Genomic DNA, 19122 nt, shown 5'->3' on the forward strand with positions numbered 1-19122 from the left:
CACGACCTCCGAGGATCCCCCATGTTCCAGACTTTCGACGTCACCGCCCGTCCCGACCAGGGCCCGCCCCGACTGGCTGCCCTGCGGGCCGAACTGACGGCACTGGGACTGGACGGGATGATCGTGCCGCGCGCCGATGCACATCAGGGCGAGTATGTCGCCGCCCGCGACGCGCGGCTGGCCTGGCTGACCGGGTTCACCGGGTCCGCCGGGTTCTGCGTGGCGCTGACCGACATTGCAGGCGTCTTCGTCGACGGCCGCTATCGCACGCAGGTCAAGGCGCAGGTTGCGGCGGATTTCACGCCGGTGCCCTGGCCCGACATCCGCCTGCACGACTGGCTGAAGGACAAGCTGCCGGCTGGGGGCAAGGTGGGCTTCGACCCCTGGCTGCACACCATCCAAGAGATCGAGATGACGCGTGCGGCGCTGGAAGGCACCGGTATCCAACTGGTGCCATTGGACGGGAACCCGGTCGACCGGATATGGACCGACCGGCCGGCGCCGCCGTCGGCGCCCGTACGCGCGCATCCCCTGGAATTCGCCGGCGAAAGCGCCGCGGACAAGCGCGCGCGGCTGGCCGCAGTGGTGCAGGCCGCAGGTCACAGGGCCGCGGCACTGACCCTGCCCGACAGCATCATGTGGCTGCTGAACATCCGGGGTAGCGATGTCGAACACAACCCGGTGGCGCAGGGCTTTGCCATCCTGCACGACAACGGCGATGTCGACCTGTTCATGGCGCCTGAAAAGCTGGACGGTCTGGGCGATCACCTGGGCGCGGGCGTGACCGTCCATGACCCCGACGCCTTCCTCGAGGCCGTGGGCGCCCTGCCGGGTCCTGTCCGGCTGGACCGTGGTTCCGCCCCCTGGCTGCTGGCCGACCGGCTGGGCGATCGGGCGGCGATGGGCGAAGACCCTTGCGTGATGCCCAAGGCCGTCAAGAACAAGGCCGAGATCGCGGGCGCCGCGGCGGCCCACCTGCGGGACGGTGCGGCGATGGTGGAACTGCTGGCGTGGCTCGACGCGCAGGCGCCGGGCACCACCTCGGAAATCGACGTGGTGAAGAAGCTGGAACTGTGCCGGCGGCAGGACAATGCCCTGCAGGAGATCAGCTTCGACACGATCTCCGGCAGCGGTCCCAACGGCGCCATCATGCATTACCGCGTGACCGAGGAGACCGACCGCACCCTGCAGGAGGGCGAGCTTCTGGTACTGGATTCCGGCGGACAATACCTGGACGGGACGACCGACATCACCCGGACCATCGCCATAGGCGCCCCCCCGCGCGAGGCGGCCGAGGCCTTTACCCGAGTCCTGCAGGGCATGATCGCCATGTCGCGGCTGATCTGGCCCAAGGGCCTGGCCGGCCGGGATATCGAGGCCATCGGGCGGATGCCCCTGTGGCTGGCGGGGCAGGACTTCAACCACGGGCTGGGCCATGGCGTCGGCGCCTACATGTCTGTCCACGAAGGCCCGCAACGGCTATCGCGCGTCAGCACCGTGCCGCTGGAACCTGGCATGATCCTGTCGAACGAACCGGGCTACTACCGCGAGGGCGCTTTTGGCATCCGGATCGAGAACCTGCTGGTCGTCGAGCCCGCGCCGGACCTGCCCACCGCCGACCCGGAACGCGAGATGTTGACATGGATGACACTTACCTACGTACCTATTGACCGCAGGCTCATCGTGGTTGATATGTTGACCCGAGCCGAGAGGGGATGGCTCGACACCTATCACGCCGATGTCGCCAGATTGATCGGACCGCGAGTCGGCGATCAAGCGCGTCTGTGGCTGGATGCCGCAACGCAGCCACTCTGACATCACCCTGTTACACGGCCCGGCAACCACAGTCCGGACCGAAGTCATGACGGAGGCTGACGATGGCCGACCATATCAAGATCCGCCGCGCCGAAGGCACATGGGTTGTCCGCTCCGGCGGTGCCGTGCTGGGCGAAACCAACAATGCACTGGAACTGACCGAAGGCGATTACGCCCCGGTCTACTATTTCCCGCGCGAAGACATCGCCATGGCCTTCCTGGACCGCACCGACAAGGTGACCCACTGCCAATGGAAGGGCGATGCGAACTATTTTTCCATCGTCAGCCAGTCCGGCACGGTCGAAAACGCGGCCTGGACCTATGAGAACCCGATGGAGGCAGTGGCCGCGATCAAGGACCACCTGGCCTTCTATGCCAGCGAAGACGTGACGGTCGAACGGGTCTAGCCCGCGGGCTGTGCGCCGGGTTTCGATCCCGGCTTGCCGGCGGCTGAAACAATCGGGGCACTGTCGGTCGCCTTGCCCGGCCCGGCCCCCCGGATGCTGACGAAACGCGACAGCAGGTCGAACCAGAATGGGGCGCCAAGCGATACGGCAAAGGCCGATATCGCGAGGCCCGCGATCTTGTAGATCACGACCAGTACCGTCATCGGCGTAGCCCCGGCCACGGGGGGCGCCGCCACGGCCTGTGCCCAGCCGAAAGGCAGCGGGCGCAGCTCTACCAGCACATCCTCCAGCGAACGCATCGTGTCCGGTAGGTCTCCGGCCGCGACCTTGTCGGCGGCCAGGCTCGACAATTGGGACCGCAGCGCGCCGTCGGTCCAAAGCGTTCGGGCGATCTGGATCGTGTCGGCGTTGACCACCGCGCAGACCGCCACCGCGATCAGGAAGGATATCAGCTGCATGCGCCGCTTGAAGACGCCGCTGGTGCGTTCCATCGCCTGATCGAACCAGGCTTCGACATTGCCGCGGACCGTGTCGACCTCTTGGTCCGCTGCATCCGCGATCTGATAAAGCACCTGTCCCAGCATGGACTGTTCATCCACGCCCTGCAGCAAGGCACGGACCTTCGGCTCCTGATGAACCGGCGTGCCGTCCCCGGGCGCCTGCGCCAGCCGTGCCGCGGAGAACAGCGCCGCCACGAAGGTCGAGGCGTGCAGGTAACTGGGCGCCTGCCCGGACCGCACCGTCGCAGCGCCAGGGCGGGACATCGACCGGATCAGCCCGGTCTGCCAGAAGCTTTGGTCCAGCCCCGATCCCTGCAACAGGCGCGAGATCTCATTGTAAAGCACCCGGGCCCGCAGGCGCATCGCACTGCCGATAGCCTCGGATATGCTGACGCAGACCAGGGCCAGGACCAGATAGGTCAGGATCAGACCGATGGCGATGTCGATAAGGGTCGTCGAAAGCATGATACGGCCTCGCGGAATACGGCCCTGTCCGGGTCGCCCGGTGACGGTCGTGCAGCGACAGGGCCTGCTCGAATCCTACACCCTCAGGTTGCGGTTCGAGAAGATCCTTCGCGGTGTTTGCGAAGGTGGAATACACGCATTGACAGGTCCCGACGTTCGACGTCGGATATCGTCATTCGATAGCCGTCCAACTGCAGCCGGACCGGACGATGCGGGCCCGCGTAACGCCCGAAATTTCGGCTATTTGACAAAACCCTCTAAAATTGTCCGCGGTTCTGTGGCACTCTTTGGGCCGGATCAATGGCCCGAAATCCGGCCCTGTACGTGTAGCGATCCGCGGTGACGATGCTCTTCTCGGGCAACGGAGAAGCGACGTGTCGATAGACGAGGCCCCTCTGACGCTGCGCCTTCGCGGCCCTTTCGCCGCGCAGGACGGGGCTGGCCGCGACGTTTTGCCGGCAGGGCGCAAGGAACGGGCGCTGCTGGCCTTGCTCGCCTTCGCCCCCGACCGGCGCTGCCTGCGGCCTTGGCTGCGCGACACGCTGTGGTCCGACCGGTCCCGCAACCAGAGGATCACCTCGCTGCGACGGGCACTGGCAAATATCCGCAAAAGCCTGGGCGAAGGGGCCGACCTTCTGGGCAGCGACCGCGAGGCCGTCTGGCTGGATCCAGCCGTGCGGCTGGACCGTGACGGCACGGGCACGCTCTTGGACGGGCTGGAGGCGCCGGACCCGGCCTTCGGCCTGTGGTTGCGCAGCGTCCGGCGGACCCACGGCCCGGCCTTCCCGGCCGAGGCAGCGCCCCGCGCCGAAACCGAGGCCGAGGAACGCTGTGTGATCCGGATCGCCAGCTCGCAGGGGACCGTGCCGTCGAGCCCGGAGGAGCGGCACCTTGCCGAACACCTGGCCGGCCTGCTGGCCGACCGGATGCGCAATCACGGCAACCTTGACGTGACGGTCGTGCCGCAGGGGGCCACCGACCCCTTTACCGGGCCACCGCCCCTGATCCACTTCGACATCCGGGGCCTGATCCGTGAAGGCCGGTGGTTCGTGAACCTGCGCAGCGCCGGCCACGATGGCCGCCTGTTCCTGTGGGCCGGCCAGTTGGACATGCCGCTGAACTTCGGCCAGATCCTGGGCGGGACGGAAATCGCCGCCTTCAGCGAAACCGCCGCCGGGGCGACCATCCGGCGCCTGTCCGGCCAACCGGTGGCCGCCAGCTTGCCCGCGATCGCGATCCAGACCGCGGCCCAGGGCATCTTCGCCGGCAACCGCGACCAGATGGAAGCCGCGGCCCGGCAGCTGGCCCAGCTCTCCGTCCACGACAGTTCGGGGATGGCGCTGGCCTGGCGCGCCTATGCGCAGGTCAACGACGTGCAGGAATACGCATCCCCGATCATCCCCGCGCGGGCCCGGGCGGCCGAAGAACTGGCCGATGCAGCGGTCCGGGCCGGGCCCACGAACCCAACCGTTCTGGGCCTGGCCGCCCACGCCTACCTGAACTTCCAGCCCGAATCCGAGATCGGGGCAGAGCTTTCGCGCCGGGCAGTCCAGTTTTCGGGCGCCGATCCCTACGCGCTCGGCGCAGCCAGCCAGGCCAACCTGATCGAAGGCGACTTCGAGGCAGCGCAGTGCATGGCCGAACGGGCCCGCCACATCGCGGCCCCGCTCAGTTACAGCTATTGCTGGGACGTGCAGGCGGCCATCGCCACGCTTGCCCTGGGCCGGATCGAGGAGGCGGCGCAGCGGGTCCACAAGGTGGTGATGAACCGCCCGGGCTATCGCCCGGCGCTGCGCTATCAGTTCGCCCTGGCGACGATCCTTGGCAACCGGGAACGCGCGCAGCGGTCGATGTCGTTGCTGCGGATGCAGGAACAGTCCTTCACCCCAGCCCGGCTGCTGACGCCCGGCTATCCGGTCAAGGGGCTTTACGCAGCCGGGCTGATCCCGCGGCTGGCAGAGGCGATCAATGGCTGACAGCACGCCGTGACCGGCCCGATACGCGATCAGATCGCCAGCGCACCGGCATAGCCCGCTGCCTCGGTCGCGGGGCCCGACACATAGTGGAAATCGTGCCGCGCTGCCGGCCGGGTTGCGTCCCCGGCCTTTCGCACCCCGGCGCCGCAACTGCAGCCGCAACCAAGGTCGCAGCCAGCAGAGCTCAGGCCCGTCGGGTCATCATGGCCTGTCCAGCATGCCGCGCCTGTGGCGTCGCCCAGGCGAAAACCGCTGCGCGGAATGCCCGCTGCCGTCACCGCCGTGCCGGCCAGGACCGGGCCGGTGCCCCCGCCCGGCACCGACAGGGCGATGCGCCAGTCCCCCGCGGGACATACGGGTTGGCCGGCCCCATGCGTGGCCGTCGGCGCCATGGCAAGGCGGATACGCGTGCGTCCGCACGGCCCCGGTTCCAGCCCGATGGCGGCCCCGACGATGCGGCTGCGATATCGGATCAGCCGCAGCGCCCCGCGTTCCAGAACCGTGGTCACGACCCGGTTGGGATCGCCCGGCGCGGTCAGCGCCAGGCTGAGCGGCGCATCGGCCCTGCAGCTGAGATCCAGAGTGGCGATGGTGGGATTGGCCCGCGGCACATGCCAGACCAGCGGATCCGACCAGACCCGCGGCGGCGGCGGCTGCAGCCAGGCGCGCGCGTGCAGGGACGACGTCTTGCCGCCCGAAAAGACGATGCTGACCTGCCCCTGCCCGTGTCCCGCAACACAATCCATGACAGTGTACAGGGGATGGTTGCGCGCCATCGGCCCCGCCTCGGTTACAAGAGGCAGGACGAAGACGATGCGCGCGCCCCGACTGTACTAGCGATGCCGGCGGATCATGGCGACGCCCGTCTTGACCGCCAGCGCCAGGGCCACCTGCAATGTGTCGCCCATCGGATCCAGCAGCACATCCCCCGGCAGTTCGACCCCGAAGAAGCCGGGCAAGGGTCGGTCGCCGCCCCGGGAGCGGAGCCTGGCCCTGGCCGAGGCAAGCGCGCTGTGGGCAAGCCTTGTACCCCGGGACACCCGATCAGACCGGAACAGCGACCGGCTGTGCAGCGTGGCCCCGAAGACACTGCCTCCGAACCGTTCGCCCAGTTCCCGCAGGATCGACTCCTCCGCCCCTGCGCGGGCGCGGGCGGGGATGATGCGCATGTCGCTGTCGGACAGGCAGGTCAGTCCCGGCCGGCCCGATTTGCCATGCCCCAGTTGCAGGAAGCCCAGCCCTTCGAAGACGGACGGATAGAACGCCCCCGGCGGGCTGCAGAAGGCCGGGTTCCAGAAGGCGATGCCCGCATCGACCACGCAGATCGCCGTCCGCGGGACTGCATCAGACGCAGTGTCCGCGGCCGTCTCCCGGTCCGCGGCCGGCCCCAGCCCGGCCGGCAGCCAGTCCGCGCCGATCTCGGGCCGGTCCTCGATCCCGCCGCGCTGGCTGGGGCCCAGATAGACCAAGGACCCGGGCCCTGCGAACTGTGTCAGCGCGGCCGAGGTCGCGATGGGGTCCGCCAGAACGGAATCGGAAATCCAGGCCGAGGCTTCCAGGTCCGGGAAGGCGAAGGCGCGCCGGGACGCGCCCCTGGACATTCCCATCAGTGCAGGCAAGGCGACCGGAAGATAGTTTTCCGGCAGGTGAAGCCCGGACGGAGCATTCTCGTGAACCACAAGAACCATGTTCAGCCTTCCGCCCCCGTACCCCCTGTCACACGACGCGCTGCCCTGTGCCCCGCGTTTCGCGCATCACGTCGGCCGCGATCATCTCCAGCAGCGGATCGCGCGTGTTCTGCCAGCCCAGATCCGTCATCGCGGTGCCCAGCCGGTTGATGGTGCCGCCGGTCCAGGCCTCGATCCGGCGACCGTCGCGGCAGATCGCAAGGCCCAGTCGGGCCAGCAGCGCCTCGGCCACCACCTCGCCCAGAAGGGCGCCGGCGATGGTGTCCACGGGAAAGTGCAGTCCGGCATGACATCGGTTCTGCGCGATCCGCTGGGCGATATCGCGAAGCGCCGCGCCGTCTGCATCGGGGTAGAAGCTGTCCAGCACCGAGGCCAGCGCAAAGCTGACCGCCGCGTGATGGCCCGGAAAGCTGCCCTGTGCAGGCACGTTCCCGCCCGTCATCAGATCCGGACGCAGACGGCCCGGGCGGTCTACCCCGAAATGGGCCTGCAGGTCCAAGGCCAACCCGGACACGACCTGCTGCACCGCATCCAGAAGCACCTGGGTTTCAGGATGGCTGACCCGCCCCACCGGCACGGCCAGTGCGAAAAATCCAAGGATGTCACGGTCCTGCTGGTCAATCTCCATCTGACGCTCGCCGCGCAGGGCGGCGGCGCAGACCACGTCTTCAAGCTCGGCCAACCAGAACGCCTTGTCAGCGGGCCGTGTGCCCATGACCAGAACCGGAACCGGATCGGCCCCAGGGCAGGGCGCGACCGTGATCTCTGCCAGACGGGCACCGTCCTCGCCTTCCGACAGGCGGGTCTGGATGCCTTCGGCCAGACGGTCGACCACCAGGACGGTGCGCAGGTCCGGGTCCAACTGGCTGAACCTGGCCCGCAGATCCGCGTGCTGGCTGGACCGCTTGTTTCGCTTCGCGATACCCGGCCTTGTGCGGGGAGTCGCGCGCGGCTCCGAAGAAATGCCCCGCGTTTCGATTTCTGCACTGGTAGACATGTCCAGCATGGACGTTGGCACCATGCGTCTCCCTCCGTTACATCTGGAGAGAGATTAAGATCGCTCAATCTCCGGTCGAGCGTGATTCAGGAAATCACGGTAAAGTCACGCTTGGACCGAAACATGCCGCTACGGAAGGCTCTGAAAAGGGGCCGAAAACCGAAATGCCGGGCCTGTCAGGCACGGCGGCGGGGCACCTGTTTCACACCCAAGCGTTCTTCCAGCGCATCCCGGACCGGCAGCGTGACAAAGCGCGAGACGTCGCCGCCCAGCCGCGCGATTTCCTTGACCAGTTTCGAGGCAATGGCCTGGTGGCGGGCCTCGGCCATCAGGAAGACCGTCTCGACACTGTCGTCCAGCGCACGGTTCATGCCCACCATCTGGAATTCGTATTCGAAATCCGCAACGGCCCGCAGGCCACGCACGATGATCTGGGCGCCGACATCGCGGGCGCAGTCGATCAGCAGGTTTTCGAAGGGATGAACCACGATCTCGGTGCCCATCTCGTCCTGAAGCGGATCGGTCTCGGCCTTGATCATGGCGACACGCTCTTCCAGCGTGAACAGCGGGCCCTTGTCGCGATTGATCGCGGCACCGATGACCAGCTTGTCGACCAGCGTAGCCGCCCGGCGAATGATATCTATGTGTCCGAGGGTGATCGGATCGAAGGTACCGGGATAGAGCCCCACGCGCATGGCAGCCTCCTCAGGAATTATTTCGGCCGTACTGGCGTACGTGTTTCGTATCGAAACGTCCCGCGCAAGACATCATGTCAGACCGATCATTGCAAGGGTGCGCAACAAAATTGCGCGCAGCCCTGCCCCGGGCGCCGGCCTCCTCTCCGGCGCCCGTCCTCCTGGGCGGGCAGCGTGGGCCCTCTCCTTCCCGCGCCGCCCTCTGGGTCAGTGACCCATGATCATGCTTTCCAGCGCCGACTTTTCCATCGTCAGCACGGTCAGCTGTGCCTTGACCACGTCGCCAAGCGAGACCAGGCCGATCAGCTCGCCATCCTCGACCACGGGCATGTGGCGGAAGCGTCCGTCGGTCATCTTGTGCAGCACCTCGTCCGTGGACATCGCGCGCGTGCAGGTCACCAGCTTGCGGGTCATGTAATCCGCCACCTTTTTCGAAAGGCATCCGCCGCCGGTCTTGCCCAGTTCGCGCACGATATCGCGTTCCGACAGGATCCCGTCGACATGCTTGCCATCGGCTGACACCACGACCGTACCAATCCGCTTTTCGGCCAGCACCTTGGCCGCATCAGCCACCGAAAGATCCGGCGTCACTGTAACGACGGCCGGGCTTCCTTTCGACTTCAGGACTTCTTGTACCAGCATTGGCGCGTCCTTTGAAATAATGTTGCGAGAATAACAAGTTCACCGCAACAAGGACCAAAGTCAAGCCATCGCTTCAAGCCGCGCGACCTCAAGGCGCACGCCTTCTGCGAGAGCGGCGGCAAAACGGGACAACCGTGCGCTCTGCCGGTCGCCGCGATGTCGCACCAGATAGAACGATCTGGTCAGCCCGATCTCGCCCGGCAGGACCTTGGTCAGCCCGGGATGTGCCGGCAGGGCAAAATCGTGCGCCACGCACAGCCCTGCCCCTTCGGCGGCCAGACGCAGTTGAACCGCAACGGAATTCGACGCCAGCTGCACCCGTTCGATCCCCAGATCGCGCAGGTAGTCGAGTTCCGCGTCGAAGATCATGTCCGGGATGTAGCCGATCAGCCGGTGCCCTTTCAGATCCGTGCCCGAAGCCAGATCCGGATGCGCGTCCAGGAAGCTGCGGGCGGCCACAAGGTGCAGGTGATAGTCGGTGATCTTCTGCACCGTCAGTGCCTGCACCGATGGCGGACTGACGGAAATGGCCATGTCCGCCTCGCGCCGGGACAGGTTCACCACCCGGGGCTGGGCCACGATCTGGATGTCCAGATCGGGATTCCCCTTGGACAGCGCCGCGCAGACCTGCGGCAGCAGGTAATTCGCACAGCCGTCCGGCGCGCCGATCCGGATCTGGCCGGACAGCCGGTCCGACGGGCCGGTCAGCGCCTCGGACCCGGCGCGCATCGCCTGTTCGGCCCCCAACGCGTGTTCCATCAGCCGCTCGCCCGCCGCGGTCAGCGCATAGCCTTGCGGCGATTTCACGAAGAGCGGCGTGCCCAGGGCCGATTCCAGCCGCTGGATCCGCCGCCCGGCCGTCGCCGCGTCCAGCTTCAGGCGGCGGCCGGCGCCCGACAGCGTCTCTTCCCGTGCCACGGCCAGGAACACCTTCATGTCGTCCCAGTTCGGATCCAATTCTGCAATCCTTCGACACCAATCCTTTGCAGAACCGCAAAGCCCTTTTGAAGGTTTGCCCCTGTTCACCCGATTTTTGCAACCCTATCCTGCGCGCAAATGATCACTGCTTGATCACTTCGGAAACACTGCGAACACGGCGGACCCAAACCGAGGCCGCCGGATCAGGAGGAACCCTCATGCAGGAAATGACGCATTACATCGACGGCGCCCATGTGAAGGGCACGTCGGGCCGTTTCGGCGACGTCTTCAACCCGGCCACGGGCGAAGTTCAGGCCAAAGTGCCGCTGGCCACCGCCGGAGAGCTGGACATCGCGGTCGAGATCGCGGCCCAGGCCCAGCCCGCATGGGCCGCCGTCAACCCGCAGCGCCGCGCGCGGGTGATGATGAAGTTCGTGGACCTCTTGAACCGCGACATGGACAAGCTGGCCGAGGCGCTGAGCCGCGAGCACGGCAAGACCTTCCCGGACGCCAAGGGCGACGTGCAGCGTGGCCTGGAAGTCGTCGAATACTGCATCGGCGCACCGCAGATGCTGAAGGGTGAATTCACCGACAGCGCCGGCCCGGGCATCGACATGTATTCCATGCGCCAGGCGCTGGGTGTCTGCGCGGGCATCACGCCCTTCAACTTCCCGGCCATGATCCCGATGTGGATGTTCGCGCCCGCCATCGTCTGCGGCAACGCCTTCATCCTGAAGCCGTCGGAACGCGATCCGTCTGTGCCGCTGATGCTGGCCGAACTGATGGAAGAAGCCGGCCTGCCCAAGGGCATCCTGCAGGTCGTCAATGGCGACAAGGAAGTGGTCGACGCGATCATCGACAACCCGGTGATCCAGTCGATCGGCTTCGTCGGCTCGACCCCCATCGCCGAATACATCTATGGCCGCGGCTGTTCGATGGGCAAACGCGTCCAGTGTTTCGGCGGTGCCAAGAACCACATGATCATCATGCCGGACGCCGACATGGATCAGGCCGCCGACGCGCTGATCGGTGCAGGATACGGTGCAGCCGGCGAACGCTGCATGGCGATCTCGGTCGCCGTGCCGGTGGGCGAAGCCACCGCAGATGCGCTGATCGAAAAGCTGGTCCCCCGGATCGAGAAGCTGAAGGTCGGCCCCTATACCGCGGGCAACGACGTGGATTACGGCCCCGTCGTGACCGCGGCGGCCAAGGCCAACATCCTGAAGCTGGTCGAAAGCGGCGTGGAACAGGGCGCGGAACTGGTCGTCGACGGCCGCGACTTCAACCTGCAGGGCTATGAAGACGGCTTCTTCGTCGGTCCGCACCTCTTCGACCGGGTGACTCCGGACATGGACATCTACAAGAAGGAAATCTTCGGGCCCGTCCTGTCCACCGTCCGTGCCGAAACCTATGAAGACGCATTGCAGCTGGCGCTGGACCACGAATACGGCAACGGCACCGCGATCTTCACCCGCGATGGCGACACCGCGCGCGACTTCTGCAACCGGATCAACATCGGCATGGTCGGCGTGAACGTTCCGATCCCGGTGCCGCTGGCCTATCACACCTTCGGCGGCTGGAAGAAATCGGTCTTCGGCGACCTGAATCAGCACGGGCCGGACGCGTTCAAATTCTATACGCGCACCAAGACCGTGACCTCGCGCTGGCCGTCTGGCCTGAAAGAAGGCGGCGAGTTCAACTTCAAGCCGATGGACTGAAGCACCGGCGCGGGGGAAATCCCCCGCGCTTCGCTGCCGGAGACACGCATGCGCCCCTGTCCCGCGATACAGTCAAAGGATCCGGCCGGTATCCCAACCGGCCGTGCCCACCGGTCATCCCCGGCGGATGCCCCGCAGCTTGTAGGTCTGCGACCCCAGCTTTCCGTTCTTCGGGTAATGGCTGATCTTCACCCGGTTCGACTGGTTGCCGCCCAGCGTGGCGATGGTGTCGCCGTGGTCAGCCACGAAGAAGCCCACATGCCCCCCCGCCCCCACGCGTTCATAGACGACGATGTCGCCTTCGCGCGGATCGGCAGTGGCATCCTGTCCCCAACTTTCCCAGCTAAGCGCCCACTGGCTGTCGGTGCCCTGGAACCCGGCCTGTTCGACGCAGTAGTTGGTGAAGGACGAACACCACGCCACCTCGTCCGCCGTGCCGGCGCCGGCAGAGGTCGAATTGTGGTACATCACGATCCGCGGATTGTGCTGCGCGCCCGCGATCTCCTTCACCCCCAGCGCCAATTCTGCATTGGCGACCTGATAGGCCTGGGCGAAACCCGACGTCGCCGTCTGCGGGCATGGCATCGGTGCGGGCAGCCCGCCCGACACGACCTTCAGATAGTCGCCATGCATGAAACCGTCGGCCATGCCGTCGCCCTGCAGGTCGACCTGAACCCATTCGTCGGTCCGGCCCACGGCAAAGAGCTGGGTGCCGTTTTCCACCACCGTCTCGACCTCGAACCCCGAACCGGGACCGCGGCGCATGCGCAGGCCGCTGCGCGCCTCGACCGTCATGATCACCGCGTTCGGCACGCGGGTCACCTCCTCTGGCGGCAGGTCTGCCGTGGCGGTGCCTCCGGGCACGAACTGGCCGTAATCGTGCCAGGCCGGGGACACCGTGTTGCCGTCGTGGGGCAGCGGATCGTTGATCGGCGGCCAGATCTGGTAAAGCTCCCATGCGTCCGTCTGCAGCATGTCCCGTGTCCCGGACCAGCCCCTGGCGGCCGCCAGCCAGATCAGGTCGACCGATCCCGCGTCGCGCACCGCCCGGCCCACAGTGCCGGACCCGTAGACGCCCACGCGGTATCCCTTCGGCCCGACGATCGCCTTCACCGCCGCGAAGTAGGCCTTGATCGACGCCAGTTCGGCAGAGCGGAAGTAATCGTGATCCACCGCGAAATAGATGGCCGACCCCGCCGGCTGTTCGATGGCTTCGGCCAGCCCGACTGCACGTTCGGCGTCTCGGGTGCCGCTGGCGGCCGTCAGGTCGCCCAGGTTGCCACCGCTGCCGCCGCGCTGCTGGAATACGGTGACCAGCTTCAACCCGGCCTCGGCCAGCGCCGCGGCCTCGGCCTTGTCCACCCGTTTTTCGGGCAGCTTGGCCGAGTTCGTGTGGTTGAAATAGCGAATGACCGTTTCGACCCCGGCGGATTTCAGATCATGGGCATGCGCCGCGGCGTTCCAGGGTGTATCAATGACTTTGTGCATTTGGGGGATCGCTTTCAAATCATCGGGAAAATCAAATTGCCCGGGACATGCTGCAATAATGAGAATGCATCGCCCGGTGTCGCCTTTCGAGCGGCAAATGACACCAGCGTACTCAACCGAAAGTTGGGCGTCTAGGACGTGAAATGCAGGCTTGACAGCCTGGGCCCCGGATCCGGCCCCCGCGCCGCCCGGAAACGTGAATGGAACCGGCATCCCCGGTCCGGAGAAGGAGGGCACAAATGGATTTCAGCTTGAGCGAGGAACAGGTCGCGATCTTCGACATGGCCAAGGCCTTTGGCGAGGCGGAAATCGCGCCCCATGCGCTGGAGTGGGAAAAGGCCGGGACGATCCCCAAGGATTTCTGGCCCAAGGTCGGCGAACTGGGGTTCGGCGGGCTTTACGTGTCCGAGGACGCCGGCGGCTCGGGCCTGTCGCGTCTGGACGCCACGCTGGTGTTCGAGGCGCTGTCGATGTCCTGCGCCTCGGTCGCGTCGTTCCTGTCGATCCACAACATGTGCGCGCGCATGATCGACAGCTTCGGATCGGACGACCTGAAGGGCCGCGTCCTGCCCGGCGTCTGTTCGATGGACACGGTGCTGTCCTATTGCCTGACCGAACCGGGCTCCGGCTCTGACGCCGCTGCGCTGAAGACCAAGGCAGTGCGGACGAATGAAGGCTATACCCTGAACGGGACCAAGGCCTTCATCTCGGGCGGGAACTATTCCGACGCCTATGTCGTCATGGTCCGGACCGGGGATGACAGCCCCAAGGGCATTTCGACCGTGCTGGTGGAAACCGGCAGCGCAGGCCTGAGTTTCGGCGGATACGAAGACAAGATGGGCTGGCGCGCCCAGCCCACTGCACAGGTTCAGTTCGACGACTGCCAGGTGCCGGCCGCGAATCTTGTCGGCGTCGAAGGCGACGGCTTCAAATACGCCATGATCGGGCTGGACGGCGGGCGCCTGAACATCGCCGCCTGTTCGCTGGGCGCGGCGCAGGCCGCGCTGGACCAGACCGTGGCCTACATGGCCGAACGCAAGGCCTTCGGGAAGACCATCGACCAGTTCCAGGCGCTGCAATTCCGCACCGCCGACCTGGAGATCGAGCTTCAGGCCGCCCGCACCTTCCTGCGGCAGGCTGCGTGGAAGGTCGATCAGGGGCACAAGGACGCCAGCTATTTCTGCGCCATGGCCAAGAAGTTCGTGACCGAGGCCGGAAGTCGCGTCGTCGACCAATGCCTGCAACTTCATGGCGGCTATGGCTATCTGGCCGATTACGGGATCGAGAAGCGCGTACGCGACCTGCGGGTCCACCAGATCCTGGAAGGCACGAACGAAATCATGCGCCTGATCGTGGCGCGGTCGCTGATGGGGGTGCGCTGAGCCATGGCCGATATCGACATCCGCATCCAGGGCCGCGCCGGCCGCATCACCTTCACCCGCCCCAAGGCGCTGAATGCGCTCAGCCACCCGATGTGCCTTGAGATCGAAAAGGCCATGCTGGAATGGGCCGACGATCCCGCCGTCCACCTGGTGGTGATCGATGCCGAGGGCGACAAGGCCTTTTGCGCCGGTGGCGACATTGCCGAACTGTACCGCACGGGGCGCGAGGGCAATTACGCCTATGCCCGCGACTTCTGGCGGGATGAATACCGGCTGAACAACTATATCCGCAACTATCCGAAACCCGTGGTCAGCCTGATGCAGGGCTTCATCATGGGGGGCGGCGTCGGCATCGGCTGCCACGGCTCGCACCGAATCGTGGGGGATACCAGCCGCATCTCGATGCCCGAATGCGGCATCGGTCTGGTGCCGGACGTCGGCGGGACGTACCTTCTGGCCACGGCGCCCGGGCAGCTGGGCGAATATCTGGGCGTGACCGGCGCCCGGATGGAAGCCGCGGATGCGATACACGCCAATTTCGCCGACATCTACGTGCGCGAGGAACGGTGGTCGGAACTGGTCAGCGTGCTCTGTTCGACCGGAGAGGCCGAGCGTGTCGTGGGCTATTCCGACGCCCCGCCCGCCAGTGCCCTAAAAGCCGCGCAGCCGGTGATCGACGCCTGCTTTGGCGCCGGCGACACGGCCGCGATCATGGCGGCGCTGGAGACGGACGGATCCGACTTCGCGCTCGGGGCGCTCAAGACGATCTCTCGCGGCTCGCCCATGTCGATGGCAGCCACGCTGGAAATCATACGGCGTTTGAAGGCCGAGGGTCCGACCATGTTCGGTGCCCTGCAAATGGAATACCGCTTCACTTGGCGGTCGATGGAACAGAGCGACTTTCTGGAAGGCGTGCGCGCCCAGATCATCGACAAGGACCGCAAGCCCAACTGGGGCAGCACCATCGAAGGCCTGCCGCCCGCGGCGGTCGATGCGATTCTGGCACCCCTGGGCGCGGACGAGCTTCAGCCATGATCCTGTGGGGGCTGATGGATTCCCCCTTCGTCCGGCGCGTCGCGCTGGCGCTGCATCACCATGGGCGCGTGTTCGAACACAGGAAGCTTTCGGTCCTGGCCCATGGCGCGCAACTGCGCGAGGTAAGCCCCTTGGGCCGGGTGCCGGCGCTGACGCTGGATGACGGGCAGGTCCTGACCGACAGCCGGGCGATCATCGAATGGCTGGACAGGACGGATCCGGACCGCAGCCTGACGGCGCCGGCGCCCCATCTGCTGGAAATGCTGGAGATCGAGGCCATCGCCGTAGGCCTGGCCGAGAAGGCGGTGGGCAAGAGTTTCGAGAACCGCCGCGCCGCGCCCGATCCGGTGGTGCTAGAAACGTTTGATCGCCAGATCGCCGAAGCGGCGGCCTGGCTGGACGCACGCGCAAAGGGCGGCTGGCTTGTGGCCGACCGCCTGACCCGGGCCGATCTGGCCCTGGATTGCGCCACGGGCTATGTCGCCCTGCGCCATCCCGGGCTGATCGATCCGGCCCATGTGAACCTGGCGGCCCATGCCGCCTTTTGCGAAGGGCAGACGCCCTTCCCTGACGCGCCTTTCGAGGCCACGGATATCGGCGCCCTGATCGCGGCCGCCGAGGAGGAGGAACGGATATGAAGATCGGATTTATCGGCCTTGGCAACATGGGCGCGCCCATGGCGAAGAACCTTGTCGCCGCGGGGCACGAGGTGACGGGCTTCGACACCGCGGGCATCGTGGTCGAGGACGCGGCCAGTGCCGCCACCGCGGCCGAGGCCGCCAAGGGCGCCGAGGTCGTCATCACCATGCTGCCCAACGGCAAGATCCTGCAGGCCGTGGCCGACCAGGTGATCCCGGCGATGGACACGGGCGCACTGCTTCTGGACTGTTCGACCGTGGACGTCGACAGCGCCCGTGCGGCGGCCGAGAAGGCCGAGGCCGCCGGCCTGATGGCCGTGGATGCCCCCGTGTCGGGCGGTATCGGCGGTGCGGCGGCCGGTACGCTGACCTTCATGGCCGGCGGAACCGACGAAGGCTTTGCCAAGGCCAAGCCGCTGTTCGACATCATGGGGCAGAAGGCTGTGCATTGCGGGGCCTCCGGCGCCGGTCAGGCCGCAAAGATCTGCAACAACATGATCCTGGGGATCACCATGATCGGCACCTGCGAGGCCTTCGCGCTGGCCGACAAGCTGGGGCTGGACCGGCAGAAGATGTTCGACGTGGTGTCGACCTCCTCCGGTTACTCCTGGACCATGAACGCCTATTGTCCCGCCCCGGGTGTCGGCCCGCAAAGCCCGGCCGACAACGACTATAAACCCGGCTTCGCGTCGGACCTGATGCTGAAGGACCTGCGCCTGTCGCAGCAGGCCGCGATCAGCGCCGATGCCGACACGCCCATGGGCCAGTTGGCCGAGGCACTTTATGCCACCTTCGTTGAAGACGAGGACGGGTCCGGCCGGGATTTCAGCGCCATGCTGCCCCGGTTCGAAAAGCGCGGCCGCGGGTAAAGAAAAAGGCGCCCGGGCAGATCCTGCCGGGGCGCCTTGCATTTCAGGGACCCGGGGACCGGATCAGCCGGCCTCGGCCTTTTCTTCCAGGGTCAGCCATTCCTCTTCGGCGGCCGACAGTTTTTCCTGCCGTTCGACCAAGGCTTCGGTCGCCTTGCGGAACTTCACCGGCTCGCGGCTGAAAAGCTCGGGATCGCTCATCAGCTGTTCCAGCTTGGCGATCTCGGCCTCCAGCCGGGCGATTTCCGCGGGAAGCGCTTCCAAACGGTGCTTTTCGGTAAAGGACAAGCCCGACTTGGCGGCGGGCTTCGACGCCGGGGCTTCGGCCTTTTCCTTGACCTGCGCCTTCGCAGCCTTCGCTTCGGCCGGAGCGCCAGCGGCCGCGCGCTGTGCCAGCATGTCGGTCCAGCCGCCGGCATAGACGACGGCCTTGCCGCGCCCTTCCAGCGCAACGGTCAGCGTCGCCACCCGGTCCAGGAAGTCCCGGTCGTGGCTGACCAGCAGGACGGTGCCGTCGAAGCCGTCGATCAGTTCCTGCAGCAGGTCCAGCGTTTCGACGTCCAGATCGTTCGTCGGTTCGTCGAGGATCAACAGGTTCGACGGCTGCGCCATCAGGCGGGCCAGCAGCAGCCGGGCCTTTTCCCCGCCCGACAGGGACCGGACCGGCGCCCGGGCCTGACGTTCGTCGAACAGGAAGTCCTTCAGATAGGCCACCACGTGCTTGGGCTGGCCCCGGACCATCACCTGGTCCGAACTGCCCGACATCCGCATCCCCGGCGCATTGGTCAGCGATTCCCAAAGCGTGGCGTCCGGGTCCAATTGCGCGCGGGTCTGGTCGAAAACCGCGATTTCAAGGTTCGTGCCATGTGTCACGGTGCCGGTATCGGGCGCCACCTCGCCCAGCAGCATCTTCAGAATCGTGGTCTTGCCCGCCCCGTTGGGCCCAACAAAGGCGACCCGGTCGCCGCGTTCGACGGTGATCGAAAAATCCCTGACGATGTCCCGGTCGCCGAATGCCTTCGACAGGCCCTTCGCTTCGATCACCTTCTTGCCGGACTTCTGGCCACCATCCAGCGCCAGCGCCGCCGTGCCCTGCCGGCGGATCTGGGACGCGCGTTCGGACCGCAGGTCGGCCAGCGCCCGGACGCGGCCCATGTTGCGCTTGCGCCGGGCCGAAATGCCTTCGACGGCCCACCGCGCCTCGGACTTGATCTTGCGGTCCAGCTTGTGGCGCTGCATGTCCTCGTCGTCCCAGACCTTGTCGCGCCAGGTTTCGAAATCGGTAAAGCCGCGGTCCTGACGGCGGACCTGACCGCGGTCGATCCACAGCGTCGCCCGCGTCAGCGCCCGCAGGAAGGCCCGGTCGTGCGAGATCAGGACAAAGGCCTGCCGCGTCGACTTCAGTTCCTCTTCCAGCCAGCCGATCGCCTCGATGTCCAGGTGGTTGGTCGGTTCGTCCAGCAGCATGAGGTCCGGCCCGCCCGCCAGCATCCGCGCCAGCGCGGCGCGACGGCGTTCCCCGCCCGACGACGTTTCGACCGGACGCGACAGGTCCAGCTTCAACCCCTCGCCCGCGCGTTCGATCAGGTATTCCTCGCCCGGGGCCAGCCCGGCGGAGGCAAAATCGCCCAGCGTGGCGAAGCCGGACAGGTCCGGATCCTGCTCCATGTAGCCGACCGAAATGCCGGCCGGGACGACCCGGTCGCCGTGGTCGGATTCGACCAGGCCCGCCATGACCTTCATCAGGGTGGACTTGCCCGACCCGTTGCGGCCCACCAGGGCCACGCGGTCGCCCTGCTGGACCACCAGATCGAGTTCATGAAAGACGGGCTCGCCCCCGAAGGTCAGCGAGATGTCGGAAAGCTGGAGAAGGGGTGCCTGTGCCATGG

Annotated in this window: 17 protein-coding genes; 8 read left to right on the plus strand and 9 right to left on the minus strand. The window is 66.5% G+C overall.

All coding sequences use genetic code 11. The annotated features are described in order from the left end of the window. Nucleotides 1–21 precede the first annotated feature (21 nt). Together FQK05_RS02425 and FQK05_RS02430 are read left to right on the plus strand one after the other, a co-directional pair. A complete protein-coding gene (locus FQK05_RS02425; RefSeq protein WP_158964229.1) occupies nucleotides 22–1815 on the plus strand; it encodes an aminopeptidase P family protein in 1794 nt (597 codons plus the stop codon). A gap of 62 nt (nucleotides 1816–1877) precedes the next feature. Continuing rightward, nucleotides 1878–2222, plus strand: coding sequence for a DUF427 domain-containing protein (locus FQK05_RS02430; RefSeq protein ID WP_158964231.1), 345 nt, complete (start codon nucleotides 1878–1880; stop codon nucleotides 2220–2222). Here the strand turns inward: FQK05_RS02430 and FQK05_RS02435 are convergent. Then, a complete protein-coding gene (locus tag FQK05_RS02435) occupies nucleotides 2219–3187 on the minus strand; it encodes a hypothetical protein (protein WP_158964233.1) in 969 nt (322 codons plus the stop codon). The genes FQK05_RS02430 and FQK05_RS02435 overlap by 4 nt on opposite strands. A 374-nt stretch (nucleotides 3188–3561) precedes the next feature. Between FQK05_RS02435 and FQK05_RS02440 the strand changes: the two genes are divergently transcribed. Beyond that, entirely contained in the window at nucleotides 3562–5163 is a 1602-nt protein-coding gene (locus FQK05_RS02440) for a hypothetical protein (RefSeq protein WP_158964235.1), read from the plus strand. Between the two features lie 29 nt (nucleotides 5164–5192). Here the strand turns inward: FQK05_RS02440 and FQK05_RS02445 are convergent, their stop codons facing one another. From FQK05_RS02445 to FQK05_RS02470, 6 genes are all read right to left on the minus strand, one after another. Further along, entirely contained in the window at nucleotides 5193–5939 is a 747-nt protein-coding gene (locus tag FQK05_RS02445; protein WP_158964237.1) for a hypothetical protein, read from the minus strand. 57 nt (nucleotides 5940–5996) lie between these two features. Beyond that, a complete protein-coding gene (locus FQK05_RS02450; RefSeq protein ID WP_158964239.1) occupies nucleotides 5997–6851 on the minus strand; it encodes a hypothetical protein in 855 nt (284 codons plus the stop codon). Between the two features lie 28 nt (nucleotides 6852–6879). Beyond that, nucleotides 6880–7872 carry a phosphatase PAP2 family protein gene (locus FQK05_RS02455; RefSeq protein ID WP_158964240.1) on the minus strand — a complete coding sequence of 331 codons (993 nt, stop codon included), beginning with the start codon at nucleotides 7870–7872 and terminating at the stop codon, nucleotides 6880–6882. A 152-nt stretch (nucleotides 7873–8024) separates the two neighbouring features. Continuing rightward, nucleotides 8025–8543 (minus strand): pantetheine-phosphate adenylyltransferase, encoded by a 519-nt coding sequence (gene coaD / locus FQK05_RS02460; protein ID WP_158964242.1) that lies wholly within the window; start codon nucleotides 8541–8543, stop codon nucleotides 8025–8027. Nucleotides 8544–8750: 207 nt separating this feature from the next. After that, on the minus strand, nucleotides 8751–9185 hold the full coding sequence (locus tag FQK05_RS02465) for a CBS domain-containing protein (protein ID WP_158964244.1): 435 nt from the start codon (nucleotides 9183–9185) through the stop codon (nucleotides 8751–8753). Between the two features lie 60 nt (nucleotides 9186–9245). After that, nucleotides 9246–10142 (minus strand): LysR family transcriptional regulator, encoded by an 897-nt coding sequence (locus FQK05_RS02470; protein WP_158964246.1) that lies wholly within the window; start codon nucleotides 10140–10142, stop codon nucleotides 9246–9248. 179 nt (nucleotides 10143–10321) lie between these two features. Between FQK05_RS02470 and FQK05_RS02475 the strand changes: the two genes are divergently transcribed. Beyond that, entirely contained in the window at nucleotides 10322–11821 is a 1500-nt protein-coding gene (locus FQK05_RS02475) for a CoA-acylating methylmalonate-semialdehyde dehydrogenase (RefSeq protein WP_158964248.1), read from the plus strand. A gap of 114 nt (nucleotides 11822–11935) precedes the next feature. Here the strand turns inward: FQK05_RS02475 and FQK05_RS02480 are convergent, their stop codons facing one another. Next, nucleotides 11936–13309 (minus strand): TIGR02594 family protein, encoded by a 1374-nt coding sequence (locus FQK05_RS02480; RefSeq protein ID WP_158964250.1) that lies wholly within the window; start codon nucleotides 13307–13309, stop codon nucleotides 11936–11938. Nucleotides 13310–13548: 239 nt separating this feature from the next. Here FQK05_RS02480 and FQK05_RS02485 point away from each other — a divergent pair, with 239 nt between their 5' ends. The 4 genes from FQK05_RS02485 to mmsB are packed head-to-tail and all read left to right on the plus strand — an operon-like array spanning nucleotide 13549 to nucleotide 17233. Next, nucleotides 13549–14691: an acyl-CoA dehydrogenase family protein gene (locus FQK05_RS02485; RefSeq protein ID WP_158964252.1), complete on the plus strand. Its 1143-nt coding sequence runs from the start codon at nucleotides 13549–13551 to the stop codon at nucleotides 14689–14691. Nucleotides 14692–14694: 3 nt separating this feature from the next. Then, nucleotides 14695–15726, plus strand: a complete 1032-nt coding sequence (locus tag FQK05_RS02490; RefSeq protein WP_158964254.1) for an enoyl-CoA hydratase/isomerase family protein — start codon at nucleotides 14695–14697, stop codon at nucleotides 15724–15726. Further along, nucleotides 15723–16364 (plus strand): glutathione S-transferase family protein, encoded by a 642-nt coding sequence (locus FQK05_RS02495; protein WP_158964255.1) that lies wholly within the window; start codon nucleotides 15723–15725, stop codon nucleotides 16362–16364. The genes FQK05_RS02490 and FQK05_RS02495 overlap by 4 nt, the downstream gene beginning before the upstream one ends. Continuing rightward, nucleotides 16361–17233, plus strand: coding sequence for a 3-hydroxyisobutyrate dehydrogenase (mmsB, locus tag FQK05_RS02500; protein WP_158964257.1), 873 nt, complete (start codon nucleotides 16361–16363; stop codon nucleotides 17231–17233). The genes FQK05_RS02495 and mmsB overlap by 4 nt, the downstream gene beginning before the upstream one ends. A gap of 63 nt (nucleotides 17234–17296) precedes the next feature. On the opposite strand, the gene FQK05_RS02505 is transcribed toward mmsB, so the two are convergent. Beyond that, nucleotides 17297–19120 (minus strand): ABC-F family ATP-binding cassette domain-containing protein, encoded by a 1824-nt coding sequence (locus FQK05_RS02505; protein WP_158964259.1) that lies wholly within the window; start codon nucleotides 19118–19120, stop codon nucleotides 17297–17299. Nucleotides 19121–19122 lie beyond the last annotated feature (2 nt).

Source organism: Chachezhania sediminis (genome assembly GCF_009765275.1).
Lineage (GTDB): Bacteria > Pseudomonadota > Alphaproteobacteria > Rhodobacterales > Rhodobacteraceae > Chachezhania > Chachezhania sediminis.